The organism is Pseudomonas sp. 05N36, from assembly GCF_056397385.1.
This window is the reverse complement of the sequence record NZ_JBFTNH010000008.1, coordinates 29,069-54,530: the sequence shown is the minus strand read 5'-3', so window position 1 is coordinate 54,530 and position 25,462 is coordinate 29,069. Positions and strand designations below refer to the sequence as shown.

Sequence of the window (25,462 nt, the reverse complement as noted above, 5' to 3'; positions counted from 1 at the left end):
TTCTCCGGGGAATAACCGTAGATAGGTGGTGCTGTTGCCGGCCTCATCGCGAGCAGGCTCGCTCCCACAGTAGAGCTGCTGTGCGCAGAAAATCGGGGCCGACTCGCCCCCCTGTGGGAGCGAGCCTGCTCGCGATGAGGGCATCCGCTACAGCAAGATACTCATGCCGTCATAGGCCACTTCAACGTTGCGCCGTACCAGTTCGGCGCGTTCGGCCGAGTCTTCGTCGAGGATCGGGTTGGTGTTATTGATATGGATGAGAATCTTGCGTTGACGGGGAAATTCCTCCAACACGTCGAGCATGCCGCCGGGGCCGCTTTGTGAGAGGTGGCCCATCTCGCTGCCCAGGCTCTGGCCGACTTCGCACAGGCGCATTTCATCGTCGCGCCACAGCGTGCCGTCGAGCAGCAGGCAGTCGGCGCGCTGCATCCAGCCCAGTACCTCGGCATCGACTTCGCCCAGGCCGGGGGCATAGAACAGGCTCGCGCCGCTGCGCAGGTCCTCGATGAACAGGCCGATGGTGTCGCCCGGTTGCGGGTTGCCGCGATTGGGCGAATACGGTGGCGCGTTGCTGCGCAACGGGATCGCCCGCCATTGCAGATGCGCGCAGGCCGCGATATGAAATGGCTCGCTGTCCAGCCCGACGGGCTGCCACTGCAAACCACCGTTCCAGTGGCTGAGCATGTTGAACAAGGGGAAACCGCTGCTCAGGTCCTGATGGACCCGCTCGGTGCACCAGACCTGATGCGGGCAGCCTTCGCGCAGGCTGAGCAGACCGGTGCAATGGTCGATCTGACTGTCCAGCAGCACGATCCCGGCTATCGCCGTATCGCGCAAGCGACGCGCCGGTTGCAGGGATGCGAAGCTCTCAAGCTGGGTGCGGATGTCTGGTGAGGCATTGCACAAGACCCAGTCCACGCCATTGTCACTCAAGGCAATCGACGACTGGGTACGACGCTGCGCCTTCAGGCGGCCATGACGCACGCCGCTACACTGGCGACAGTTGCAGTTCCATTGCGGAAAACCACCGCCGGCGGCGGAACCAAGAATGCGGATATGCATGGACAGTGCTCCCGACAAGAGGCCCGGCCACCGTGCAGATGGCCGGACGGAACATCAACGATTGGCGAAATACATCGTCACTTCGAAGCCAATACGCAGGTTGGTAAACGCGGGTTTAGTCCACATGGGTCAATCCTCTTCTTGTGCCGGTGCATTCCGGTAGAGGCATTAATACACGCGAGGACTGACGCCCGAATGCTACTTTCGAAGGAGGCAGTGGGGTGCCTTGGTAGGGGGTGTCGCGTAGAGACTGGAACCCTACAAAACCAATGTGGGAGCGAGCCTGCTCGCGATAGCGGACTGACAGTCAACATCAATATCGACTGTACTGGCCTCATCGCGAGCAGGCTCGCTCCCACAGGGTTTGTGGCGTTTTTGCGGGTTAGAAGAAGCCCAGCGGGTTGATGTCGTAGCTCACCAGCAGGTTTTTGGTCTGTTGGTAGTGGTCGAGCATCATTTTGTGGGTTTCACGGCCAACGCCGGACTTCTTGTAGCCACCAAACGCCGCGTGCGCCGGGTACAGGTGGTAGCAGTTGGTCCAGACGCGACCGGCCTTGATCGCCCGGCCCATGCGGTAGGCGCGGTTGATGTCGCGGGTCCACAGGCCGGCGCCGAGGCCGAACTCGCTGTCGTTGGCAATCGCCAGGGCTTCGGCTTCATCCTTGAAGGTGGTGACACCCACCACCGGGCCAAAGATTTCTTCCTGGAACACGCGCATTTTGTTGTGGCCCTTGAGCAGGGTCGGCTGGATGTAATAGCCGCTCGACAGGTCGCCTTCAAGACGTTCAGCCGCACCGCCGGTGAGCAGTTCGGCGCCCTCCTCCTGAGCGATTTTCAGGTACGAGAGGATCTTGTCGTATTGCTGCTCGGACGCCTGGGCGCCGACCATGGTCTCGGTGTCCAGCGGGTTGCCGCGCTTGATCTTGACGATCTTCTTCATGACCTCGGCCATGAACGGTTCGTAGATCGACTCCTGCACCAGCGCGCGGGACGGGCAAGTGCAGACTTCACCCTGGTTGAAGAACGCCAGCACCAGGCCTTCAGCGGCTTTTTCGATGAACGCGGGCTCTGCCTGCATGATGTCGGCGAAGAAAATGTTCGGCGACTTGCCACCCAGTTCCACGGTCGACGGGATGATGTTCTCGGCGGCGCATTTCAAGATGTGCGAACCCACCGGGGTGGAACCGGTGAAGGCAATCTTGGCGATACGCTTGCTGGTGGCCAGGGCCTCGCCGGCTTCGCGGCCAAAGCCCTGGACGATGTTCAGCACGCCCGGCGGCAGCAGGTCAGCGATCAACTCGGCGAAGACCATGATCGACAGCGGTGTCTGCTCGGCCGGTTTGAGGACGATGCAGTTACCGGCGGCCAGGGCCGGAGCGAGTTTCCAGGCAGCCATCAGCAGCGGGAAGTTCCACGGGATGATCTGCCCGACCACGCCCAGTGGTTCGTGAAAATGGTAGGCGGTGGTCAGTTCGTTGATCTCGGCGGCGCCACCTTCCTGGGCACGGATGCAGCCGGCAAAGTAGCGGAAATGGTCTGCCGCCAGCGGCACATCGGCATTGAGGGTTTCGCGCACAGCCTTGCCGTTGTCCCAGGTTTCGGTCACCGCAAGCACTTCGAGGTTCTGTTCGATGCGGTCGGCGATTTTCAGCAACACCAGCGAGCGATCCTGAGCCGAGGTCTTGCCCCAGGCGTCGGCCGCTGCATGGGCGGCGTCCAGGGCCTTGTCGATGTCTTCGGCGGTGGAACGCGGGAACTCGGCGATCGGCTGGCCGTTGACCGGTGAAGTCGTGGTGAAGTACTGGCCTTTGACCGGGGCGACAAACTCACCGCCGATGAAATTGCCGTAGCGCGCCTTGAAGGAAACGACGGCGCCGGGTGTTCCGGGTTGAGCGTAGATCATGATGAACCTCTGCTGGGTCGAGGCCTGTCGGTCAACAGGCGATAGACCGATAGTAGAGAGCCCCACAGGCCAGACGAATGCGCCGTTGGCAGGGGGACTCTCGTCATTTGGTCGTAGTTTTGCCTTGAGGGTATTCAGGCCCCTCCAGGCTCAGATCAATGCTTGGCCACCAGGTCCTTGGGCAGTTTGAAGGTCCAGAGCATGCCGCCCTGGTTGAAGTCCTTGACCCGCTTGGCCACTTCGCCACCCCACAACGGGACAGCACCGCCCCAGCCGGACAGCACCGAGACGTACTGCTCGCCATCCATCTCCCAGGTAATCGGTGAACCGAGCACGCCGGAGCCGGTCTGGAACTCCCAGACCTTTTCCCCGGTCTTGGCGTTGAAGGCCTGCAGGAAGCCTTCCGGCGTACCGGTAAACACCAGATTGCCCTTGGTGGTCAGCACCCCGCCCCAGAGCGGCGCGTAGTTCTTGTGCCGCCAGACTTCCTTGCCGGTTTTCGGGTCAATGGCGCGCAGCACGCCGATGTAGTCTTCGTTCAACGGTTTGATGGTGAAGCCGGCACCGAGGAATGCCGCGCCTTTCTTGTAGGCGATGCCTTCGTTCCAGATGTCCATGCCCCATTCGTTGGACGGTACGTAGAACAGTCCGGTGTCCTGGTTGTAGGCCATGGGCATCCAGTTTTTCGCGCCGAGGAATGCCGGTGCGACAAACACCGAACTGCCTTTTTCTTCACTGCCCGGCGCGCCCGGGCGGCTGGCTTCGTTGTAGATAGGCCGGCCGTCCTTGTCGAGGCCGCTGGCCCAGGTGATCTTGTCGACAAACGGGAAGCCACGGATGAACTTGCCGTTGGTGCGGTCCAGCACGTAGAAGAAGCCGTTGCGGTCAGCGGTGGCCGCGGCCTTGATCTCTTTGCCGCCGTCCTTGTAGTTGAACGAGATCAGCTCGTTGACGCCGTCAAAGTCCCAGCCATCGTGCGGAGTACTCTGGAAGTGCCACTTGATGGTGCCGTCGTCCGGGTTCAGCGCCAGACGCGATGAGGAGTAGAGGTTGTCGCCAGGGCGCAGGTGGGAGTTCCACGGTGCCGGGTTGCCGGTACCGAACAACAGCAGATTGGTTTCCGGGTCGTAGTAGCCGCCGAGCCAGGGCGCGGCACCGCCGGTTTTCCAGAGGTCGCCCGGCCAGGTCTTGCCGGCTTCGCCTCCGGAGATGCCGTTCTCGACCGCCTTGCCATCCTTGTAGACGTACCCCATGTGCCCTTCGACCGTTGGCCGGGTCCACAGCAGGTCACCGTTTTTCGGGTTGTAGGCTTCAATCTTGCCCACCACCCCGAACTCGCCGCCGGCGACGCCGGTGATCAGCTTGCCGTTGACCACCAGAGGGGCGGCGCTGATGGAGTAGCCTTCCTTGTGGTCGGCCACTTTCTTGCTCCAGACCACTTTGCCGGTGTCCTTGTTCAGGGCCACGAGCTTGGCGTCCAGGGTGCCGAAAATCACCAGATCGTCGTACAGCGCCACACCTCGGTTGATCACATCGCAGCACGGGCGGATGTCGTCCGGCAGGCGTGCATCGTACTGCCAGAGTTTCTTGCCGGTGTGGGCGTCCACCGCAAACACCCGCGAGTAGGATCCGGTCATGTACATCACGCCATCCTTGACCATCGGCTGCGCCTGCTGACCGCGCTGCTTTTCACCGCCGAACGAAAAGGCCCAGACCGGGCGCAGCTCCTTCACGTTATTGACATTGAGGATGTCCAGCGGACTGTAGCGCTGGCCCTGGACGCCGAGGCCGTTGGTGACGACCTGCCCGGGGTTTTTCGGGTCCTGGAGAATGTCCTGATCGGTGACGGCGGCCAGGGCCGAGCCGGACAGCAACATGGCACTGAGCAGCACACTGAGGGCGAAGGGTTGACGACGTACGGGGTGGGTCATGACGGCTACCTCTGCGGTTATTGTTGTACCCGGAAATTTCTCCGGTCTGACGCAGATTCTTGGGCGCCGCCGTCGGTGCAACAATTGCCCGCAGTGCGGAGATTGCTAGTTCCTTAGTACATATCGAGGATAAGTAGGGAGCGCCAGTGCCGGTACTGCCAGCGCTCGCCAGCAGCGCAACCGCCGGCACAATGACTATTGGTACATGTCAGGCACGTCATAGCGCAGGCCATAGCTGGCATAGATCGCCTTGAGCGTGCCGTCGCGGATCAAACCTTCCAGTGCTTCCTCTACCGCATAGGCCAGCTGGCGGTTGCTTTCATGCACCGCCATGCCGATCTCCCAGAGCTGCTTGCCCATGTTCGGGTAGGCGTTTTCTGCCAGCGCCAATTGCGGATCGGCCGCCTCGTGCACCTGCCAGTCGATCTCGCCGCGCATCGCCATCACCGCATCGACCTCGCCGGCCTTCATGGCAGCAAAGGCCTGGGGTACGCCCGGATAGTGGTGAGTACTGGCCCTGAGCATGCCGTTGAACACCGAGGTCAGGTAGAACGACGGCACACTGTCGACCTCAACCCCGATGGGGTGATGTTCGAACACCGCAACGCTGCCTACCGACTCCAGTCGACGGCGGTCGTAAGCGACCTGCCATTGCTCGTTCTGGTAAGGCCCGAACATCACCACGTGGCCGTTCTCCAGTTCACCGAGCTCGTTGCGCTTTTGTGAGTAGTCGCGGTCATACGGTACGCGCATCATCAGGTCGGCCAACTGCTGGTTGCGCAGTTGGCTGCCGCGCCAGATGTAGTCGCGCAAATCGTCGTCGAGCTTTTCTCCCGGCGGCGCCCAGATCAGCGAGAGACGGACACCGAGCGCCTTGGCCAGGGCCCGGGCCAGTTCAACATCAACCCCCCGTGGCGTGCCCGCATCTTCGAAGCTGTAGGGAGCGAAATCCTTGTAGACCGCGACCTTCAGCTCCCCTTCGGCGATCATTTGGTCAAAGGTGCGGACCTGCGCCTGCACCGCCTGGCAACACAACAACACTGCACTGATGAACACCGCGAGCAGGCGCATGGGTCATTGCTCGACATGCACGCTGTCGAGGTAAGTGCGCACCGCCCACAGCGCTTCCTGGCTCAGGTAGTCGGCCATCTTCGGCATGTAGACCCGACCGTCGCGCACGGCACCATTACGGACACGCTGGACGAACCATTCATCACCCGCTTCGCCGACATCCAGCAGGCGCAGGTCGGGGGCAATACCGCCGGACTTGGCTTCCAGGCCATGGCAGGCGGCGCAGTTCTGGTTGTAGGCCGAAGAGCCGATTTCCAGAGCCTTGTCATGTTCAGGGGAGGACCGATAGGGATTCGCCGCAGCCCAGCCATCGGCATCGACCTGCACGCCGGCATCCTTGATCGAGGTCAGGCCCTTGGTTTCCACTGCCTGGGGGACCACGTTGCCATGAGCCCAGGTCGCACCGGCACCGAACAGGCCGGTCAGCAGCCCGGCAACCAGCAAGGCGTTGCGTTTTGTTGTCATTGTTTTGCCCTCAAGATTGCACGCAATACCTCTCTACAGAGGCTACGGGCTCATCTTAGGAACAGCGCGGCACGATCCGAATGCTGCTTTGGTGGTCGCCCGCTCATCCCTTGGTAGTAGGGCTTGTGGCCAAGCGCTGGACGATTGGCGGCGTGCGCGCCTAAGACCCTGGGGTCATGGGGACCACCAGCACGGCGACAGGGCGGGCTCCGTGCAGTTTGTCGACGCCGATCAGGCTCAGGATCAGCAGCAACGGCAGGAGCAATGCTTTAAGAATTCGCATGATTGTTCTGCTCCGGATGGGTGACTGTTACCCATGCTAAAACCGCGCCGCACGCGGCAAGTTACGACCTTGGTACTGGCTCACTGGTACTTTCTGCATATTTCGCTGCCCTCCCGGACTTCCTATGCTGGCGCCATACGAAGTGGAGTGCCCTATGCGCCAGCTTATTGGTTACGCCCTGTTCTATTGGTTGGCGATTGCCTGCTCCGCGTTGCTGGCCACCCAGAGCCAGGCAGACGACGACCCGTTGCAAGTGCGCATCGGCTACCTGGGTTATCGCCCCGATCCCGGACCATTGCTGTCCACTGTCATTCCCGAACCCACCGATGCGGGATTGCGAGGTGCCGAGTTGGCAATCATCGACAGCAACAGCACCGGGCGCTTTCTCAAACACGACTATCACCTGCAAAGCACCGTCGTCGACAGTCCCGAAGCGTTGCTGGAAGCCGCCAGCGTCCAGCACGCTCAAGGCCTGCGATTGTTCGTGGTGAATGTGCCGCTGGACAGTCTGCGCCAGCTCAGCGCCGCCCTGCCCGACAGCCTGCTGTTCAATGCCGGCAGTGCCGATGACAGCCTGCGCAGCACCGACTGCCTGGCCAACGTGCTGCACAGTCTGCCCAGCCGGGCGATGTTGGCCGATGCACTGGTGCAGTTCATGGTGGTGCGCAAATGGCAGCGGGCGTTGTTGATCGTCGGTCAGACGCCCGAAGACCAGGCCTATGCCGCCGCTCTGCGACGAGCCATGAAACGCTTCGGGCTGAAGATCGTCGGCGAGAAACCCTGGACGTTCGACAACGACCAGCGGCGCAGCGCCCAGGCCGACATGCCGCTTTTCACCCAGACCGCCGAATACGACGTGGTGCTGGTGGCGGATGAGCGCGGCGACTTCGGTGAATACGTCCCCTACCAAACCTGGTACCCGCGCCCCGTGGCCGGCACTCAGGGACTGACCCCCACCGGCTGGCACTACACCGTGGAAACCTACGGGGCCGCCCAGTTGCAGAAGCGCTTCGAAGCCCAGGCCGGACGCTATATGAACGACCGCGACTTCGCCGCCTGGGTCGCCGTGCGCAGCATCGCCAGCGCGGTGAGCAAACTGCGCCAGACCGACCCGGTCGCTATTCGCCAACTGGAACTCAGTGACCAGTTGCCACTGGACGGCTTCAAGGGCCGCAAACTCAGCTATCGCCCATGGAACGGCCAGTTGCGCCAGCCGATCCCCATCGTCCAGCCGCGAGCGCTGGTCAGCACCGCACCCGAGGACGGTTTTTTACACCCCACCAATGAAATGGACAGCCTGGGTTTCGACAAACCTGAAGTGAGTTGCCGCTATCCCTGATCACCCCACCACAACAATAAGGAATCCGCCATGCGCCGCACCCTGCTCACTTGCGCCCTCCTGCTCGCCGCCGGGCAAGCCGTGGCGAGCACCGCCTGGGTCTCCAACGAGAAAGACAACAGCCTGAGCCTGATCGACATGCAGACGCTGCAAGTCACCGAGACCCTGCCCGTAGGCCAGCGTCCGCGCGGGTTGTTGCTGTCCCACGACAATAAGTTGCTGTACATCTGCGCCAGCGACTCGGACCGGGTCCAGGTGATGGATGTGGCCACCCGCAAGATCATCAAGGAGCTGCCCTCCGGCAAGGACCCGGAGCAGTTCGCCCTGCACCCCAACAACCGCTGGCTGTATGTCTCCAACGAGGACGATGCACTGGTGACAGTGATCGACACCGAGACCGCCAAGGTCCTGGGCCAGGTCAATGTCGGCGTCGAACCCGAAGGCATGGCGGTCAGCCCCGACGGCAAGTGGGCGGTCAACACCAGTGAAACCACGAACATGCTGCACTGGATCGACACCAGCACCCAGACCCTGACCGACAGCACCCTGGTGGATCAGCGGCCGCGTTTCGTCGAGTTCAATCGGGACGGCTCGCAACTCTGGGCTTCCGCCGAGATCGGCGGCACGGTGACCATTCTCGACGTGGCGACCCGCAAGATCCTCAAGACCCTGAAGTTCCAGATCAAGGGCGTGCACCCGGACAAAGTACAGCCGGTGGGCGTCAAGCTCAGCGCCGACGGCAAGTACGCCTTCGTCGCACTGGGTCCGGCCAACCATGTGGCGGTCATCGATGCGAAAACCTTCGAAATCCTCGACTACCTGTTGGTCGGGCGACGTGTCTGGCAGATGTCGTTTACCCCGGACCAGAGCCAGTTGCTGGCCACCAACGGGGTCAGCGGCGATGTATCGGTGATCGATGTCAACAGCCTCAAGGTCATCAAATCGGTGAAGGTCGGACGCTACCCATGGGGCGTGGTGGTCACGCCATGAACGCCCTTGATGTCTGCGACGTGAGCTTCGCCTACGGCCCGCGCGAAGCGCTGAAACAGGTCAGTTTCAGCCTGGCACCGGGGCGTTTCGCGGCATTGCTGGGGCCCAACGGCGCGGGCAAGTCAACGCTGATCGCCCTGCTCACCCGGCTCTATGACCTGCAACGCGGGGATATTCGAGTCGGCGGTTGCTCCTTGCGCAACGCCGCGCGCCCGGCCTTGCGTCAATTGGGGGTGGTGTTCCAGCAAAGCACTCTAGACCTGGACCTGAGCATTGAACAGAACCTGCGCTATCACGCCGCGTTGCAGGGCTTGTCGCGCGGCCAGAGCCAGCGGCGGGTCGATGCCGAACTGGCGCGCCAAAGCCTGACCGAGCGGCGGCACGAACGGGTTCGTGAACTCAATGGCGGGCATCGCCGGCGGGTGGAAATTGCCCGCGCCCTGCTCCACGAACCGCGCTTGCTGCTACTGGATGAAGCCAGTGCCGGCCTCGACCCGGCCAGCCGTCTGGCGCTCAATCGGCACATTCGCACGCTGTGTCACGAGCAACAGATCAGTGCGCTCTGGACCACCCACCTGCTGGACGAAGTGCATCCCGACGATGACCTGCTGATCCTCCATCAGGGCCGGCTGGTCGCCAGCGGACAGGCGGACGCGCTGAGCCGGGAGCACGGCGGCGACCTTGATACCGCTTTCGCCCGCCTCACCCCTTCACCCGGCCTTGCGGCCACTACCGGAGTCAGCACCCGATGAACGCATACTGGCGGTGTTTCAGCGGTATCGTGTTGCGCGAATGGCTGCGCTTCGTGTTGCAGCGCACGCGTTTTCTCAGCGCCCTGGTGCGCCCGCTACTGTGGCTGCTGGTGTTCGCCGCAGGTTTTCGCGCCGCCCTGGGTATCGCGATTATCGAACCCTACGACACCTACATTCCCTATGAGGTGTACATCATCCCCGGCCTGGCCTGCATGATCCTGCTGTTCAATGGCATGCAGGGCTCGCTGTCGATGGTCTACGACCGGGAGATGGGCAGCATGCGAGTGCTGCTGACCAGCCCTCTGCCGCGAGCCTTTCTGCTGGGCAGCAAACTAGTGGCCACCTCGTTGATTTCCCTGTTGCAGGTTTATGCTTTCCTCGCCATCGCCTGGCTGTACGGCGTGCAACCACCGGCGGCGGGACTGCTGCTGGCGTTACCGGTGTTGCTGCTGGTGGCCCTGATGCTCAGTGCCTTGGGGCTGCTGCTGTCCAACGCGATTCGCCAGTTGGAGAACTTTGCCGGGGTGATGAATTTCGTGATCTTCCCGCTGTTTTTCCTGTCATCGGCCCTGTACCCGTTGTGGAAGATGCTCGAGGCCAGTCAGTGGTTATACTGGCTCTGTGCCCTGAACCCATTTACCCACGCGGTGGAGCTGGTGCGTTTTGCCCTGTACGAACGCCTCAATCTGCTGGCATTGGCGGTGTGCCTGGGGCTGACCCTGCTGTTCAGCGCGCTTGCGGTGCTGACCTTCAATCCCCAGCACGCAGCGCTACGCAAGGCCGGATAACCCGTCTCCTACTTTAGTACTGGTTTTCTTATCTATGGTCGCATTCACAAAGCACCGTCCCTGGCATGTAATGGGTCCATGACAAACAGGATGAGAGCCTGTGCCGAGTGCCTTGCGTCGCCGGCAGCGCCTTTCCCTGACGCCATAGCCTGAGAACCCTTGCCCCACCCTAATCACAATAACGAGGTGAAAGGCCATGTATAAAATTCTGATTGCCGACGATCACCCGCTGTTTCGCGAAGCCATTCACAACGTTATCAGCGACGGCTTTCCGGGCAGCGAGGTGATGGAGACCGCCGACCTCGACAGCGCCCTGACGCTGACCCGGCAGCACGACGACCTGGACCTGATCCTGCTGGATTTGAACATGCCCGGCATGCACGGCCTCAATGGCCTGATCAATCTGCGCAACGAGGCGCCGACCATTCCGGTGGTGATCGTCTCTGCCGAGCAGGACAAACAGGTGGTGCTTCAAGCCATCACCTATGGCGCCGTGGGCTTTATCACCAAGTCTTCGCCACGCTCGCAAATGACCGAGGCAATCGAGCAGATCCTCAACGGCAACGTCTACCTGCCACCGGACATCATTCGCACGCAAAAAAGCGCCTTCACTCGACGCATGAGCGAAACCCCGAGCTTTCCTCCCGAATTGCTCCAGGCCCTGACCCGCAAGCAACTGCTGGTGCTCGAACGCATGACCAAGGGTGAATCGAACAAGCAGATCGCCTACACCCTGGACATCGCCGAAACCACGGTCAAGGCCCACGTCTCGGCAATCCTGCGCAAGCTCAACGTGCACAACCGGGTGCAAGCGATCCTCAGTGCCGGGGATATCGACTTCGGCGCTTATCTGCGGCGCTAGGTTCTTCTGGCGCGAGAGCGAAAGATCGCAGGCTGCGATCTTTTACGCTTCGCTCGCGCCTCAAGGCTGTCCGAGCAGATGGCTCATCGCAGTCTTGAGTTTCATCGGCCGCACCGGCTTGTGCATCAAGGTGTGGCCCCGCTCGCGGATCTGTTGCTTGAGTTCGTTGCTGTAGTTGGCAGTGATCATCATCGCCGGTATCGGCAGGGCCCGACGCGCATTGATCCGCGCCACGGCATCGACACCGTTGCAGTCGTTATCCAGGTGATAGTCGGCAATCAGCAGGTCGGCTTCGGCATGGTAATTGTCCACCTGACGTGCCAGGTCCTCTTCCGATAATGCCGTGACCACCAGGCAGCCCCAGCCTTCGAGCAAGGTCCGCATGCCGGCGCAAATCGCAGCATCGTTGTCCAGCACCCACACCCGCGCACCGCGCAGGTGTTCGAGCATCGGCTCGCTGATCACCGGGCTCGGCTGAGCCTTGGGCGCGGTGGCGCTGAGAGGGACTTCGACGGCAAACATCGAGCCCTTGCCCGGCCACGAGCGTACCCGAATCCGATGGCCGAGAATGCCGGATATCTTCTCGACGATAGCCAAGCCCAGGCCCAACCCGCGGTCCTGGTTCGGGCGCTGCACATCACCGCGTTTGAATTCCTGGAAAATCTCTTCCAGACGCTCCTCGGCGATCCCGATGCCGCTGTCCCAGACTTCGATCGACAGGTGTCGGCGATGCCGTCGGCAGCCCAGCACTACCCGGCCGCCGGGGGTGTAGCGAATCGCATTGCTCAACAGGTTGCGCAGGATCCGCGCCAATAGCTGGATGTCGCTGCGCACCAGCGCCGAGCAGGCCACGAAGTGCAACTCAAGCCCTTCGCTGCGCGCCACCTGGGCATATTCGGTGGCCAGGTTGTCCATCAGTTCGCTGAGGGCGAACGGCGCGATATCGGCCTTGATCACCCCGGCATCGAGCTTGGAAATATCCACCAGTGTGCCCAGCAGATTCTCCACGTCCTCCAGGGAATTGCTGACATTGCGCACCAGTGTCGCATTGGCTACCGGCTCGCGGCGTTCGAGCAACGCACTGGTAAACAGCCGCGCCGCGTTCAACGGTTGCAGCAGGTCATGACTGACGGCAGCGAGGAATTTGGTTTTCGACAGGTTGGCCTGTTCGGCCTCCAGCTTGGCCTCGCGCAAGCGCGATTCGACCCGGCTGCGTTCGTCGATCTCGCGCAGCAACTGGTCATTCAGGGTGGTCAGTTCGGCCGTGCGTTCACGCACCCGCAGCTCCAGGTTCTGGTAGGCCTGGTGCAGCGCCTGCGCCGTTCTGCGACGCTCGGTGATGTCGCGGATCAGCACAAAAATCCCCACCACCTCACCACTGGCCAGGCGGTTCGGGACATAGGAGCGCAGCATGTAGCGCTCCTGATTATTGATGTTGGTTTCGGCCACTTCAAAGGTCACGCTCTCACCCGCCAAGGCTCGCGCCACATAGCTCTCCAGCCGCTGATAGTGCTGTTCGCTGTGCACCTCGCGCAGACTCTGGCCGAGCATCACACCCCGTGGCCAGCAGTACCATTCTTCATAGACCTTGTTGGTGAACTCGTAGACCAGGTCGGCATTCAGATAGGCGATCAGCGCCGGCACATGGTCGGTGATCAGGCGAATCCAGCGCTCGCTCTCACTGAGTGCTTCGGCATGCTGATAGCGTTCAGTGATGTCGGTGAAGGTGTTGACGAAGCCACCGGTGGGCAGCGGATGGGTGCGGATTTCCAGTACCCGTCCGTCGTAGAGGCGCTGCTCACACTCGTGGATGATCCTCCCGTTATCGTCGCGACTGTCCGGGGTCAGCAGGCGCAACTCACTGTCGCCGATCACCTCGGCAAAGGGCCGGTGAGCCGCCACCGGCGCCAGGCCGCTGAGTTCGAGGAAGCGCCGGTTCCACAACTCCAGGATGCCCTCGGCGCTGACCATGGCCACCCCTTGGGACAGGTTGTCCACCGCTCGCTGCAACAGACGGGATTTTTGCGCGACAGCCTGTTCGCGGCGCACGGTTTCGCTGAGCTTGACCTCGGTGATGTCGGTAAACAGCATCACCCGCCCACCTTCCCGGGTGGAGCGTTCGCTGACTTGCAGCCAACAACCGCTCTGCAGCCGATAGAGCAGTTGCTCGTCGGCATGGCCTCGCGGTTCTTCGTTGAACAGCCCGGTGGCGGTCATCAGTCGCTTGACCTCGGCCAGCCGCATGCCAGCGATAATCCGCACCTTGCTGTTGGCCCAGAATGCCTTGAACCGGCTGTTGAACAGCACAATGCGCTGCTCTTCGTCGAACAGCACGAAGGCATCGGAGATGCTCTCGATCGCGTCAATCAGATACCGGTGAGCGGTTTCGGCCCGCAACCGGGCTTCGCTGAGCAAGTGATTGCCGGCCTTGAGTTCGGCCATCGCCTGGTTCAATGCATCGGTGCGCTCGCGGACCTGTTCGGCCAGTACCACCGAATGCTGAAACGCCGAGTAAGGGTCGTTGCCCCGCGTCACCCCGGACTCGATCCGCTCGATCAGCGCGTCATTGATGCGCTGTAACTTGCGGTTTTCATGCTGCAGTCGGGCGACCTGCTGCTGCAGTTCAACGGCTGACAGGGGTTCGGTTCCGGGCAATGGCAACTCCGGTGAAGGTTTGGTTGATGTGCATGCCATTGAACTGTTCTCCATAGGTGTTGAAACCCATCACCCGCTGCTCGCGCAAGAACGCGCCGATCTGTTCCAGGCCATCACCGTCTTCCAGCTCCAGGCGCCGGAGAAAACAATCGCAACCGATGGTCAGCAGCAACTCGCCGAGACGCGCCTGCAAACCGTCGAACAAATGTTGCAGATTCGGCAGCATGGGCCCAGGGGTCATGGCGGTCAGCACGATGCCGTTCTCCACCGCACAATAAAAACTCAGGCTCAGGTCTGGATGAACCTGCTGGATCGCCCGGACGTAATACTGGTCGTGGATCCGCACCGCCAGCGGGTGGGCGGCGAATACCCGGTGATCGAGCTCGGCCACCGGCACACCGATGTGGCGCGCGTACTCTTCGGCGGCGGGCTCGGCGTTAAGCTCGAAGACCCGACGCTGGGCACTGTCAGCACCCGTCACCACCAGTTTCTCTTCGCGGGGCAGGATGTGATGGGTGGTGAACACTTCGAAATCCAGCCAGGTGTTGACCAGCACCACCACCGCCGCGCCGCAGTGGAATTCACCATCGAAATAGACGTGAGTGTGGGTCAGGTAATTGTCGTCACCGGCTGAGCCACCGAAATGCGGAATGTCCCCCAGTGCCGCGCTCAAAGCAGCCAGGACCATCTCCTCACGACTGGACAGGCCATCGAGCAGGGTCAGGGCAAAGCTGTTGCCCTTGATCGGTGCCAGGGTGTTGCTGCGACAGTCGCTGACCAGCCGCTCGACCATCCGTTGGGCGTCGATCAGGCTGAAGCGCTCCATTTCGTCGATCCGTTCGGTGGCGATGGAAAAGTGCCGATGATCGAAACCGACCGCCGTCACGCAATTGCGGCCATAGCCAAGGGGCGTGATTTCGCCGGCGCTGGTGCAACCCACCAGGCGGATACCGCCGAAACTCTGCTCCAGGGCTGTGCCCAGAGCCTGCAAATCGTATTCGGCAGAACAGAAAAACAGCACGAAGCCCAAGTGCGGATGCAACAGCTGCCGCGCCAGTTCCTGGGCCACCAGCCGGGCATCGGTCGCCTGGGACATTGCACTGACGACACCCTCATTCTGGGCCTGCTGCATCTTCGCCTCCTGCCGGCGCGCAATATAAGGCCTGAGTGTACGAAGCCTGCCGGGCGCCACGAATGCTACTTGGGTAGGGGTTAGCCGCTTCCATGGGATGAAAAGGCCGGTCGATCAGGCGTTGCCGCCGAAGGATTGCAGCCTTCGGCGGTGCCTATGGGATGTGTGTGTGTGTGTGCAGCAATCTGCGCAGGCGCGGCAGCAGGCGACGATCCTGGGCGATCGCACCGCTGCCGTTGGTCAAGACTGCATCTGCGCAGGACTAACCCGTCAGCCTTTGAGCAGGTGCCGAATACGTAGAGGCTTTCCAGCGATTTGAAAGCGCCGGGCGGCTGATTCGATTTTCAACTCGGCGCGAGTGACTCGACTGTGATGGCGTAGATGATCGTGCCAGGACTCGTCAAAAAACAGCTCTATCCACAGTTGCGGATTTTCGGTGTCCTGCATCAATTGCCAGGAAAAAGAACCATTGCGCTGGCGCATTCTGCGCACTTCTTCCATGGCCTCTTTGAAGGCATCGGCATCCGCCGTGTCAATCTCGTACTCGACCGTGATCATGACTGGCCCACGTTCACCATCAGCGTCGACACTCAGCAGCGGTTGAGGCCAATGCAGCGAAGGGGCCAGGTCTTCTGCGCTCAGCGCGGGCAGTTTGACCCTCCAGCCCACCGCGACTCCCGCCACCATGATGACGGCAGCAAAACTCAGCGATAGCGAGATCGACTGCCAACTGGCGATCAGCCCCCACACCACACCGCCGATGGCCATGCTGCCAAAGAACGTCAGGATGTAGACCGCCAACGCCCTGGCCCTGACCCACGCCGGTACCGAGGTTTGCGCAGACACCTGAAGGCTGGACAATACCGCGATCCAGGCAGCACCACTGATGAGCATCACCGGGATAAGCAGATAGAAATCCCGAACCCATGCCAACGCCAGCAAGACTGCCGCATAGATAAGGCTGGCCGATGCCACCAGCAGATTGACCGCAATATGACGACGAATCAGGGGCAGAAACATTGCGCCCGCGACCGCGCCGATCCCGACGCAACCGAGCAAGACCCCGAATTGCTCAGCGCTGCCCTTCAACTCACCTCGCACAATCAGTGGAAGCAACGACATGCCGGCGCTTGCGCCCAGAAAGAACGCCAGGGCACGCACCATGACTCGCTGCAGTTCGCGTGAACTACGGGCATGGCGCCAACCCACACGGATAGCGCCAAACAGCCGTTCTGCCGGTAATACGGACGGTTGTGGCGTACGACGCCACAAGGCGAGCACGGCGATAACGCCAAAGAAAGACAGGGCGTTGACGGCAAATGTCGCCCATGGCCCTACCAGGCTGATGATGATGCCAGCGATGGCCGGTCCGAGTGCTCGGGCAACGTTGACCCCCACGCTGCTAAGCGATATCGCGGCGGGCAGATCGTTCGCGGGAACCAACTCGGGTGTCAACGCCGACCATGCGGGCATGGTCAGTGCTGTTCCAATCCCCATGGCCAGCGTAAAGAGGAGTAAAAGCGTCGCGCTCATCAGGTTCGCAAAGGTGATCAAGGCGAGCGCAAGCGCAATGACGGCCATCCCTGTCTGGACAGCCAACAGGTAACGTCGTTTGTCGATGATGTCGGCCAGCGCACCAGCGGGTAGCGCGAGAAGGAACATGGGAGCGGCACCCGCTACCTGCACCAGAGACACCATGAAAGGACTGGCCGACAAGGAGGTCATCAGCCAGCCAGCACCCACTTCATGCATCCACGTCCCGATGCTGGATGCAATGCTGGCAAGCCACAGACTGCGAAACAATCCATGACGAAGCGGCTGCCAGGCCGACGTTGTCGGTGGCTGCTCATTGGTCATCGTACTCACCCGTCTCTCCTTACAGTTTGCTCAGGAGTGGCCAGCGATGCGACAGACTCGTACCCACTGCCAATTTTCCAGACCCGCCAACAAGAATCGTCGAGAAGATGATCAGCAGCAGCCAGGCGAACTGGCCCTCGGCCAGGCTCCACTCGGGATGAACCCAGAGAACCGAGACAACCAGCAAAAAGAGCACAGGCAGTGTCGCAAGGCGCGTCAGAAGTCCGGCTGCGATGAATATCGGACAAAACACTTCCGCGAAAATGGCCAGCGACAAGGTCAACCGAGCCCCCATGCCAAACGGGTCTTCGATCAACGTCAGTTCGTGCTCAAAATTGAAAAGCTTGGGCAATCCATGCACCAGCAACAGCATCAGTACACCGGTGATGCGTAGCCAAAACAGCGCTGCATCCGCTGCAGTCGTCGTATTCATATCAGATGTGGACATGTTCCATTGCTCCCCACCGCTCGCCTGAGTGCGCCTCTTCCCCTATCAAGGAAGAGGCGCAATTCAGATCAGTGACCTTCCGATGCGTTAAACATGGTTTTGGCATAAATCAAACCAAGACCATAAGCACCGCCGTGAGCGATAGAGGTTTTCACCGTCTCGTTATAGGTGTCGCTGCGAGCCCAGTCACGTTGCAGTTCCAGCAGGTACTGGAGTGAGGTCATTGGACGCGCACCGGCTTGAATCATGCGCTCGATAGCGCGCTCATGAGCCTCATCCGAAACGTCACCGCATGCATCGCAAATGATGTAGACCTCGAAGCCTTGTTCAAGCGCCGAGATTGCAGGGCCGACAATGCAGACCGAAGTCCAGAGACCGGCAAGAACAATACGGTCGCGACCGATCTTATTCACGGCGACGGCTATGCGCTCGTCTTCCCAGGTGTTCATGCTGGTGCGGTCAATCAGTTCCTGACCGGCAAAAACCGAGGTGATTTCTTCAAACATCGGGCCCGAAAAGCTTTTTTCGGCGACGGTGGTAAGAATGGCCGGAACGCCAAACTCCTTCGCTGCCTTGGAGATCAGTGCAGCGTTATTGCGGAGTGAAACAGCGTCGATGGATTTGGTCGCAAATGACATCTGCGACTGAAAGTCGATCAGGATCAGAGCGTGGTTGCTCGGATTGATCAGACCTTTACCTGGTGCTGCTTTTGCGGTTGCCATAACACTTCTCCGGATAAGTTTGAGAGGGGCTATGTTCGGCTTCGCTGTAGCAGAGCGATTGTATGGATGTGCGAATCTGGAAAAATCATGCTGATAAAATTTCTTTTTACGCCCAGCGCCTCAGGCGTCCTCGGTCCGATCCAGCCGTTCACGCAAGAATTCGATCAGCGCCTGCACCGGTCGCGAGCCCTGGCGATGCTGCGGATAGACCGCCGATAACGTCAACGGCTCGGGGCGGAAGTTGTCCAGCACCGGCACCAGGCGCCCGTCCTTCAAGGCCGAGCCGACAATGAAGGTCGGCAAATAAGTAATGCCCATGCCGGCGATGGCCGCGTCCTTGAGCAATTCTCCGTTGTTGACCCGCATCCTTCCGGTGACGTTCACGGTCAATGGTTTGCCCTGTCCTTCGAACCGCCATTGCACCTGGCGACCGTGGCCGTAAGGCAGGCAGTCATGGCTGTGCAAATCTTCGGGATGAACCGGCGTGCCGCGCTCGGCCAGGTAGGCCGGGCTCGCGCAGTACACCCGCTGGATGGAAGCGAGGCGTCGGGCGATCAGCGTCGAGTCTTCCAGCACGCCGATGCGCAATGCCAGGTCGTAGCCTTCACTGAGCAAATCCACAGGGCGGTCGCTCAAGTCCACGTCCACCGTGACGTCGCGATAGCGCTGCAGAAACACCGGCAGCAGGCACCCCAAGTGCGCCACCGCGAACGACAGCGGCGCGCTCAAGCGGATGGTGCCGCGTGGCTCGGCGGTCTGCCCGGCGATGCCCTGCTCCACGTGTTCGACTTCGCTGAGCAGGCGCAAGGCTGACTCGTAATAACTCTGCCCCAAGGGCGTGACGTCCAGCCGCCGGGTCGAGCGGTTGAGCAGGCGCACGCCGAGGCGCTCCTCCAATTGCATCAGCCGGCGGCTGACGAATTGCTTGGACAGGCCCAACTGATCGGCCGCCGCCGTGAAGCTGCCGGAGTCCATGACCTGGCAAAAAATACGCATGTCTTCGAACGGGTTCATTGTCACTCCCTGGTTGACAGTTAAACGCTTTATAGCCGCTTTTTCACTTTCAGGCACCTCATTAATCTGTGCTCACGGTGTTGCTGAGGCCTGAACCCCAGCGCCACAGCAGCCCGATCCCAAGGCATAAAAAACTCAAACGATTGAAAAAGGAATTGACCATGAGCCTCAAGAAAACCCTCACCGCTTCCCTCCTCGCCCTGTCCATCGGCAACGCTTTCGCCGCCGGCAGCCCCGGTGTCGAACACAACACCCAAGCCTTCCTCGATGCCCTCGCCGCCGGCGGTGGCAAACCGCTGGAACAACTGAGCCCGACAGACGCCCGCGCGGTGCTGACCGGTGCCCAGGCCTCGGTGAAAGTCAATCTGTCCGGTGTTGAAGTCAGCGACAAGGCGATCAAGGTCGACGGCCAGATGATCAACCTGAAAGTGGTGCGCCCAGCCGGGGCCAAGGGCGAGTTGCCGGTGTTCATGTTCTTCCACGGTGGCGGTTGGGTGCTGGGCGACTTCCCGACCCACCAACGCTTGATTCGTGATCTGGTGGTGGGCTCCGGGGCCGTTGCCGTGTACGTCGATTACACCCCATCGCCGGAAGCGCACTACCCGACCGCGATCAACCAGGCCTACGCCGCCACGAAATGGGTGGCCGAGCACGGCAAGGACATCGGTGTCGACGGCAAACGTCTGGCGGTCGCCGGCAACAGCGTCGGCGGCAACATGGCGGCGGTGGTGGCGTTGATGGCCAAGGAACAGAACACCCCGGCCCTGCGCTTCCAGTTGCTGATGTGGCCGGTGACCAACGCCGGGTTCGATAACGGCTCGTACCAGCAGTTTGCCGAAGGCCACTTCCTGACCAAAGGCATGATGCAGTGGTTCTGGGACAACTACACCACCAGCCCGGCCGAACGTGCGCAGATCCATGCCTCGCCATTGAATGCCAGCGCCGAACAGCTCAAGGGCCTGCCTGCCGCGCTGGTGCAGACCGCCGAATTCGACGTGCTGCGTGACGAAGGTGAAGGTTACGCCCGCCACCTCGATGCGGCCGGCGTGCCGGTGACCTCGGTGCGCTACAACGGGATGATCCATGACTTCGGCCTGCTCAATCCGCTGAGTCAGATTCCGGAAGTGAAGGCAGCCGTGCGACAAGCGGCGGCTGAGCTCAAGACCCATCTGAACTAAGCCAGGGCCCTTCCCCCACAGCGATGTGGGGCGAAGGGCTTTTATGTGGGAGCGAGCCTGCTCGCGATGGCGTCCTGTCAGCCGCTGCACTGTTGACTGATAGACCGCCATCGCGAGCAGGCTCGCTCCCACACAATCCGGTGCGAGCCACTCACTCTTTTCCGGCGGAGCTATGCCATGACTTTCATGTTTGCCCACCTGCTGTCCTGGAGCGCCCTGCTTCTGGTACTCGACGCTCTGCTCTGGCACCTCGCCCCGTTCAAGCACCGCGCCTTGCGGGTCGGCGTGCGTCTGGGGTTGTTTCTGGCGTTCAGTGCGCTGGTCATCAACGCCGGCGTCAGCCCGTTGCAGGCGCCGTTGTTCGCCGATGACCGGGTTGCGCAACTGGGCGCCACGGCACTGGGGATTCTCTGGTGGCTGTACGCCGCGCGGGTGCTGACCGAAGTGATCGGCCTGGCCCTGATGCGCCGCATCGGTCACAGCGGTCGGTTGTTGCAGGACGTGATCGGTGCACTGGTGTTCCTGGCCGCTATTGTCGCTGCCGCCGGGTATGTGCTGGAGCTGCCGGTCAAAGGCCTGCTCGCGACCTCCGGGGTGGTTGCCATCGTGGTCGGTCTGGCGTTGCAGAGTACGTTGAGCGACGTGTTCTCCGGCATCGTGCTCAACACCACCAAGCCCTATCAGGTGGACGATTTCGTGATGATCGACGGCGTCGAAGGCAAGGTGCTCGATATCGACTGGCGCGCCACCCATCTGCTGACCAGCGCTGGCACCCTGGCCGTGGTGCCGAACTCGGTGGCGGCCAAGGCCAAGATCGTCAACCTCAGCCGCCCGACCAACCTGCACGGCGTGTCGATCAGCATCAAGCTGCCGAACCACGTCCGTCCGCGCCGGGTGCTCGATGCCCTCGAGCGGACTCTGCAAGGCAGCAGCAGTCTGTTGCTCGATCCGGCGCCGAAAGCGCTGCTCAAAGAAGCCGGTGAAGAAATGTCCGAATACGTGGCCAGCGGTTTCATCGCCGAATTGGGCAAGAAAGGCGATGTGCGCAATCAACTGTTCGACCTCGCCCATCGGCACCTTGAAGCGGCGGGCATCTCGCGGCATCCGGACGGTGTGATCGAACCCTCGAGCCGCGCCCGCGCGCTGCTCGATGAAGTGAAGATTTTCCGCTCGCTTAGCCATGAGGAACGTGACCGCCTCGCCGAATCGATGGTGCCGCAGCAGTACACCGCAGGCCAGGTGGTGCTGGATCTGGACGAAGTGCCGGACAGCCTGTTTGTGATTGCCACCGGTGTCGTCAGCGCCAGCGTGTCCGACGGCGATGGCCTGGCCGAGGCAGGTCGCATGGGGCCGAGCGAAGTCATGGGCGAACAGAGCATCCTTGCCGATACACCGTCCCAGGCAACGTTCACCGCGCTGACATCCTCCATCATCTACCGTCTCGACAAGAACCTGACCCGCCAGTGCATGGAGCAGCGCAACGAAGTGGGCCAGGCGTTGAACAAGTTGCAAGCGGTCCGGCAACAGAACAGTCGGCTGGCGTTGATGGCCAAGCCTGTGCCGGTCAGGAAAGCTGGATTTCTGGGGTGGTTGCAAAAACGTTGAGCAGAAAAATGCCCGCACATCGGCGGGCATTTTTTTTCAGCAGATTACTTGGCAGTGAACTTGGTATAGCTATTGATCAGATTGCGATAGTTCGGCAGACGCTGCGACAGCAGATTCGCCAGACCTTCCATGTCATTGCGCCAGTCGACTTGCAGCTCGCAGGCCACCGCGAACCAGTTCATCAGATGCGCACCGGCGGCCGACATCCGCGCCCACGCCGCTTGTTGCACAGTGGTGTTGAAGGTGCCGGAGGCATCTGTGACCACAAACACTTCAAAACCTTCAGCAAGCGCCGACAGGGTCGGGAACGCCACGCACACGTCAGTCACCACACCGGCGATGATCAGTTGCTTGCGGCCGGTGGCCTTGATGGCTTTGACGAAGTCTGCGTTGTCCCAGGCATTGATCTGGCCAGGGCGGGCAATGAACGGCGCGTCCGGGAATTGCTCTTTGAGTTCCGGCACGATCGGGCCGTTCGGGCCGCTGTCGAAACTGGTGGTAAGGATGGTCGGCAGGTTGAAGAACTTGGCGATGTCGCCCAGCGCCAGGACGTTGTTCTTGAACTCGTTCGGGCTGAAATCCTGCACCAGTGAGATCAGGCCGGTCTGGTGGTCGACCAACAGCACAACGGCATCGTCTTTGTTCAGACGCGAGTAAGGAACGTTGCTCATGTGAAACTCCTCGGTGGATGGTTGTTGCGGGGGAGCGCCGGTCACCAAGACCGGCGCTTTGTTTCGGAATCAGAAGGCGAAGCAGGAACAGCCGAACGCGCCCCAGAAACCGGCGAAATCGCTGACCGGCGCATTCGACTGGCGCGCCTTTTCATGGCTGTGCGTATGCACCGCGCACGGGCCGCTGCAATGGTGGACCTGAGCCTGCATCGGCGAATTCGGGCGCCAGTGGCCGGGGACTTTCATCACCGGCGACCAGTCCGGCAGTACCGGCACGCTGGCCGGACCGAGCTTTTCGAAGTCGCCGGCGGCGTACACCACCTTGCCGCCGACCACCGTCAGTACCGACTCGATCCACTTGATCGCTTCTTCCTCGACGCTGAAGAAGTCCGCGCTCAACGCTGCCAGGTCCGCCAGTTGCCCGACCTTGATCTGGCCCTTCTTGCCCTGTTCGGACGAGAACCAGGCGCTGCCGTGGGTGAACAGCTCCAGCGCAGTGGTGCGCGGCAAGCCTTCCTCGTACAACGCCAGACCACCGACGGTGCGGCCGCTGACCATCCAGTACAGCGAGGTCCACGGGTTGTAGCTGGAAACGCGTGTGGCGTCGGTGCCCGCACCGACCGGCACGCCCTCGGCGAGCATGCGTTTGATCGGCGGCGTGTGCTCGGCGGCTTTGCTGCCGTAACGGTCGACGAAGTATTCGCCCTGGAAGGCCATGCGGTCCTGAATCGCAATGCCGCCACCCAGCGCCTTCACCCGCTCGATGTTCTGCGGGGTGATGGTTTCGGCGTGGTCGAAGAACCACGGCAAACCGTTGAACGGAATGTCGCGATTGACCTTCTCGAACACATCGAGCATGCGGCTGATGGATTCGTTGTAGGTGGCGTGCAGGCGGAACGGCCAGCGTTGCTCGACCAAGTGGCGAACCACCGGTTCCAGTTCCTGTTCCATGGTCTGCGGCAGGTCCGGACGCGGTTCGAGGAAGTCCTCGAAATCCGCCGCCGAAAACACCAGCATTTCACCGGCGCCGTTGTGCCGCAGGTAATCGTCGCCCTGATGCAGGGTGACGCTACTGGTCCAGTTCTTGAAGTCAGTCAGCTCTTCCTTGGGCTTCTGGGTAAACAGGTTATAAGCAATGCGAATCGTCAGTTGCTGGTCCTTGGCCAACTGCTCGATCACGGCGTAATCGTCCGGGTAATTCTGGAAACCACCACCGGCATCGATGGCGCTGGTCAGGCCCAGGCGATTGAGTTCACGCATGAACTGACGGGTCGAGTTGACCTGATAGTCCAGCGGCAACTTCGGCCCTTTGGCCAAGGTCGAGTAAAGAATCATCGCGTTCGGACGGGCCACCAACATGCCAGTCGGCTCGCCGTTGGCGTCGCGCACAATCTCGCCACCCGGTGGGTTTGGCGTGTTGCGCGTGTAACCGACAACCTTGAGCGCTGCGCGGTTGAGCAAGGCGCGGTCGTACAAGTGCAAAACGAACACCGGTGTATCCGGCGCAGCCTGGTTGAGTTCTTCAATCGTCGGCATGCGCTTTTCGGCAAACTGGAATTCGTTCCAGCCACCAACCACCCGCACCCATTGCGGCGTCGGCGTGCGATCGGCCTGGTCCTTGAGCATGCGCAGGGCATCGGCCAGCGACGGCACGCCTTCCCAGCGCAGTTCGAGGTTGTAGTTCAAGCCACCCCGAATCAGGTGCAGGTGCGAGTCATTGAGCCCAGGGATGACGCAGCGGCCCTTGAGGTCAATGACCTGGGTGCCCGAACCGCGCAGGGCCATGGCCTCGGCATCGGTACCCACCGTGACGAAGCGACCATTGCTGATCGCGACCGCACTGGCGAGGGGTTTTTCACGGTCAACGGTATGAAACTGGCCATTGAATAGAATCAGATCGGCGTTCATTGGTTTTCCTCAGGCAGAGTGGGATGAGGTTGTCCGGCTTTCAGCCACGGCGCGAACAGACGCGTCGCCCTGGGCATGAACAGGTACACCACCGAAACCACAATGGTCACGGTGATCAGAAAAGTAGCAACCACGTAATTGGACAGAAAGGCGTTGAGCTTGAGCAGCGGGCCCCAGATCAGCGGCACCAGCAAGGTATGCGGCAGGATCACCAGCAGCGTCACCACGGCCTGTTTCCAGCGCGGCGGTGGCGAACCGGCATCCTCCTGTGGCGCGAACCAGAACTCCTTGACCGGGTTGACCTCGGTCTGGTCCCCATCCGCCAGCATCGGCTCGGCTTCGTTGACCAACTCTAGCCGTTGCGGCGATTCGAGCCAGCGCTGCATCGCCTCGGTAGAGCAAAAACGCAGCACGCAGGTAAACATGTCGAGGCCGGCGCTCTTGCCGCGAATCACATCCACCCCCAAATGCCCCTCGCTCTGCCCGGCAATACTGACAATCCGCCGCAGCCAGGCTTCATAGGGCACTTCAAAACCGGCCTTGACCCGGTGTTTGACGACCAGGGTCACGACTTCTTCGAAGCCGCGCACCGGGTGGGTGGTTGCAGGGTCGAGTCGATTGGAATCAGGCATAACGAAAGGCTCCGGCGAAACGGGAATTGTGCGCAAGCACAGGTGAAAACCAGCGGCGTTGATGCGCCAGGACTTGATTCGATAATGCCGGCGTGAGGCAGGGGAAAATTGAACGTATGTGCTCTCTTTGCGAACGGACTTGAGCCTGAGATTTTCCTGTGGCGAGCGGGGTTACCCGCGCCGGCCGGTCTGCG

The 25,462-nt window shown here is 61.2% G+C and carries 23 protein-coding genes; 7 read left to right on the top strand and 16 right to left on the bottom strand.

Annotated elements, in window-relative coordinates; all coding sequences use genetic code 11:
- Positions 1 to 147 precede the first annotated feature (147 nt).
- The 7 genes from pqqB to AC1DIH_RS12810 form a co-directional block, all read right to left on the bottom strand.
- Complete coding sequence (gene pqqB / locus AC1DIH_RS12840) at positions 148 to 1,062, bottom strand: pyrroloquinoline quinone biosynthesis protein PqqB (protein WP_477771940.1); 915 nt, start codon at positions 1,060 to 1,062, stop codon at positions 148 to 150.
- 54 nt (positions 1,063 to 1,116) lie between these two features.
- Entirely contained in the window at positions 1,117 to 1,188 is a 72-nt protein-coding gene (pqqA, locus tag AC1DIH_RS12835) for a pyrroloquinoline quinone precursor peptide PqqA (protein WP_477772038.1), read from the bottom strand.
- A gap of 256 nt (positions 1,189 to 1,444) precedes the next feature.
- Positions 1,445 to 2,965: an acetaldehyde dehydrogenase ExaC gene (gene exaC / locus AC1DIH_RS12830; RefSeq protein WP_477771939.1), complete on the bottom strand. Its 1,521-nt coding sequence runs from the start codon at positions 2,963 to 2,965 to the stop codon at positions 1,445 to 1,447.
- 155 nt (positions 2,966 to 3,120) lie between these two features.
- Positions 3,121 to 4,896: a PQQ-dependent methanol/ethanol family dehydrogenase gene (locus AC1DIH_RS12825; protein ID WP_477771938.1), complete on the bottom strand. Its 1,776-nt coding sequence runs from the start codon at positions 4,894 to 4,896 to the stop codon at positions 3,121 to 3,123.
- Between the two features lie 195 nt (positions 4,897 to 5,091).
- Positions 5,092 to 5,967 (bottom strand): substrate-binding periplasmic protein, encoded by an 876-nt coding sequence (locus AC1DIH_RS12820; RefSeq protein WP_477771937.1) that lies wholly within the window; start codon positions 5,965 to 5,967, stop codon positions 5,092 to 5,094.
- 3 nt (positions 5,968 to 5,970) lie between these two features.
- On the bottom strand, positions 5,971 to 6,432 hold the full coding sequence (gene pedF, locus AC1DIH_RS12815) for a cytochrome c-550 PedF (RefSeq protein WP_019690840.1): 462 nt from the start codon (positions 6,430 to 6,432) through the stop codon (positions 5,971 to 5,973).
- Between the two features lie 160 nt (positions 6,433 to 6,592).
- Positions 6,593 to 6,715, bottom strand: coding sequence for a hypothetical protein (locus tag AC1DIH_RS12810; protein ID WP_477771936.1), 123 nt, complete (start codon positions 6,713 to 6,715; stop codon positions 6,593 to 6,595).
- Positions 6,716 to 6,869: 154 nt separating this feature from the next.
- On the opposite strand from AC1DIH_RS12810, the gene AC1DIH_RS12805 reads away from it, so the two are divergent.
- From AC1DIH_RS12805 to AC1DIH_RS12785, 5 genes are all read left to right on the top strand, one after another.
- Positions 6,870 to 8,054: an ABC transporter substrate-binding protein gene (locus AC1DIH_RS12805; RefSeq protein WP_477771935.1), complete on the top strand. Its 1,185-nt coding sequence runs from the start codon at positions 6,870 to 6,872 to the stop codon at positions 8,052 to 8,054.
- 30 nt (positions 8,055 to 8,084) lie between these two features.
- Positions 8,085 to 9,044, top strand: a complete 960-nt coding sequence (locus AC1DIH_RS12800; protein WP_054596926.1) for a YVTN family beta-propeller repeat protein — start codon at positions 8,085 to 8,087, stop codon at positions 9,042 to 9,044.
- The gene (locus tag AC1DIH_RS12795; RefSeq protein WP_477771934.1) at positions 9,041 to 9,796 is read left to right on the top strand and encodes an ABC transporter ATP-binding protein; all 756 of its coding nucleotides are present in this window, start codon (positions 9,041 to 9,043) and stop codon (positions 9,794 to 9,796) included. Before AC1DIH_RS12800 ends, AC1DIH_RS12795 begins: the two co-directional genes overlap by 4 nt.
- Positions 9,793 to 10,584 (top strand): ABC transporter permease, encoded by a 792-nt coding sequence (locus AC1DIH_RS12790; RefSeq protein WP_477771933.1) that lies wholly within the window; start codon positions 9,793 to 9,795, stop codon positions 10,582 to 10,584. Before AC1DIH_RS12795 ends, AC1DIH_RS12790 begins: the two co-directional genes overlap by 4 nt.
- A gap of 196 nt (positions 10,585 to 10,780) precedes the next feature.
- Positions 10,781 to 11,446: a response regulator gene (locus AC1DIH_RS12785; protein ID WP_477771932.1), complete on the top strand. Its 666-nt coding sequence runs from the start codon at positions 10,781 to 10,783 to the stop codon at positions 11,444 to 11,446.
- Positions 11,447 to 11,506: 60 nt separating this feature from the next.
- On the opposite strand, the gene nahK is transcribed toward AC1DIH_RS12785, so the two are convergent.
- From nahK to AC1DIH_RS12755, 6 genes are all read right to left on the bottom strand, one after another.
- On the bottom strand, positions 11,507 to 14,140 hold the full coding sequence (gene nahK, locus AC1DIH_RS12780; protein ID WP_477771931.1) for a hybrid sensor histidine kinase/response regulator NahK/ErcS': 2,634 nt from the start codon (positions 14,138 to 14,140) through the stop codon (positions 11,507 to 11,509).
- Positions 14,070 to 15,233 (bottom strand): nitric oxide-sensing protein NosP, encoded by a 1,164-nt coding sequence (nosP, locus tag AC1DIH_RS12775; protein WP_477771930.1) that lies wholly within the window; start codon positions 15,231 to 15,233, stop codon positions 14,070 to 14,072. Before nosP ends, nahK begins: the two co-directional genes overlap by 71 nt.
- 270 nt (positions 15,234 to 15,503) lie before the next feature.
- Entirely contained in the window at positions 15,504 to 17,090 is a 1,587-nt protein-coding gene (locus tag AC1DIH_RS12770) for an MFS transporter (protein ID WP_477772037.1), read from the bottom strand.
- A 19-nt stretch (positions 17,091 to 17,109) separates the two neighbouring features.
- Entirely contained in the window at positions 17,110 to 17,538 is a 429-nt protein-coding gene (locus AC1DIH_RS12765; RefSeq protein WP_477771929.1) for a DoxX family protein, read from the bottom strand.
- A gap of 68 nt (positions 17,539 to 17,606) precedes the next feature.
- A complete protein-coding gene (locus tag AC1DIH_RS12760) occupies positions 17,607 to 18,260 on the bottom strand; it encodes a hydrolase (protein WP_054596913.1) in 654 nt (217 codons plus the stop codon).
- Between the two features lie 120 nt (positions 18,261 to 18,380).
- Entirely contained in the window at positions 18,381 to 19,274 is an 894-nt protein-coding gene (locus AC1DIH_RS12755) for a LysR family transcriptional regulator (protein WP_477771928.1), read from the bottom strand.
- 161 nt (positions 19,275 to 19,435) lie between these two features.
- Here AC1DIH_RS12755 and AC1DIH_RS12750 point away from each other — a divergent pair, with 161 nt between their 5' ends.
- Both AC1DIH_RS12750 and AC1DIH_RS12745 read left to right on the top strand, forming a co-directional pair.
- Positions 19,436 to 20,452, top strand: coding sequence for an alpha/beta hydrolase (locus AC1DIH_RS12750; protein ID WP_477771927.1), 1,017 nt, complete (start codon positions 19,436 to 19,438; stop codon positions 20,450 to 20,452).
- 177 nt (positions 20,453 to 20,629) lie between these two features.
- Positions 20,630 to 22,057 (top strand): mechanosensitive ion channel domain-containing protein, encoded by a 1,428-nt coding sequence (locus AC1DIH_RS12745; RefSeq protein WP_477771926.1) that lies wholly within the window; start codon positions 20,630 to 20,632, stop codon positions 22,055 to 22,057.
- A gap of 44 nt (positions 22,058 to 22,101) precedes the next feature.
- Here AC1DIH_RS12745 and ycaC read toward each other — a convergent pair whose 3' ends face one another.
- From ycaC to AC1DIH_RS12730, 3 genes are all read right to left on the bottom strand, one after another.
- Positions 22,102 to 22,728, bottom strand: coding sequence for an isochorismate family cysteine hydrolase YcaC (ycaC, locus tag AC1DIH_RS12740; RefSeq protein WP_019690857.1), 627 nt, complete (start codon positions 22,726 to 22,728; stop codon positions 22,102 to 22,104).
- Positions 22,729 to 22,797: 69 nt separating this feature from the next.
- Positions 22,798 to 24,636 carry an amidohydrolase gene (locus AC1DIH_RS12735; RefSeq protein WP_477771925.1) on the bottom strand — a complete coding sequence of 613 codons (1,839 nt, stop codon included), beginning with the start codon at positions 24,634 to 24,636 and terminating at the stop codon, positions 22,798 to 22,800.
- Positions 24,633 to 25,268, bottom strand: a complete 636-nt coding sequence (locus tag AC1DIH_RS12730; RefSeq protein WP_477771924.1) for an antibiotic biosynthesis monooxygenase — start codon at positions 25,266 to 25,268, stop codon at positions 24,633 to 24,635. Before AC1DIH_RS12730 ends, AC1DIH_RS12735 begins: the two co-directional genes overlap by 4 nt.
- Positions 25,269 to 25,462 lie beyond the last annotated feature (194 nt).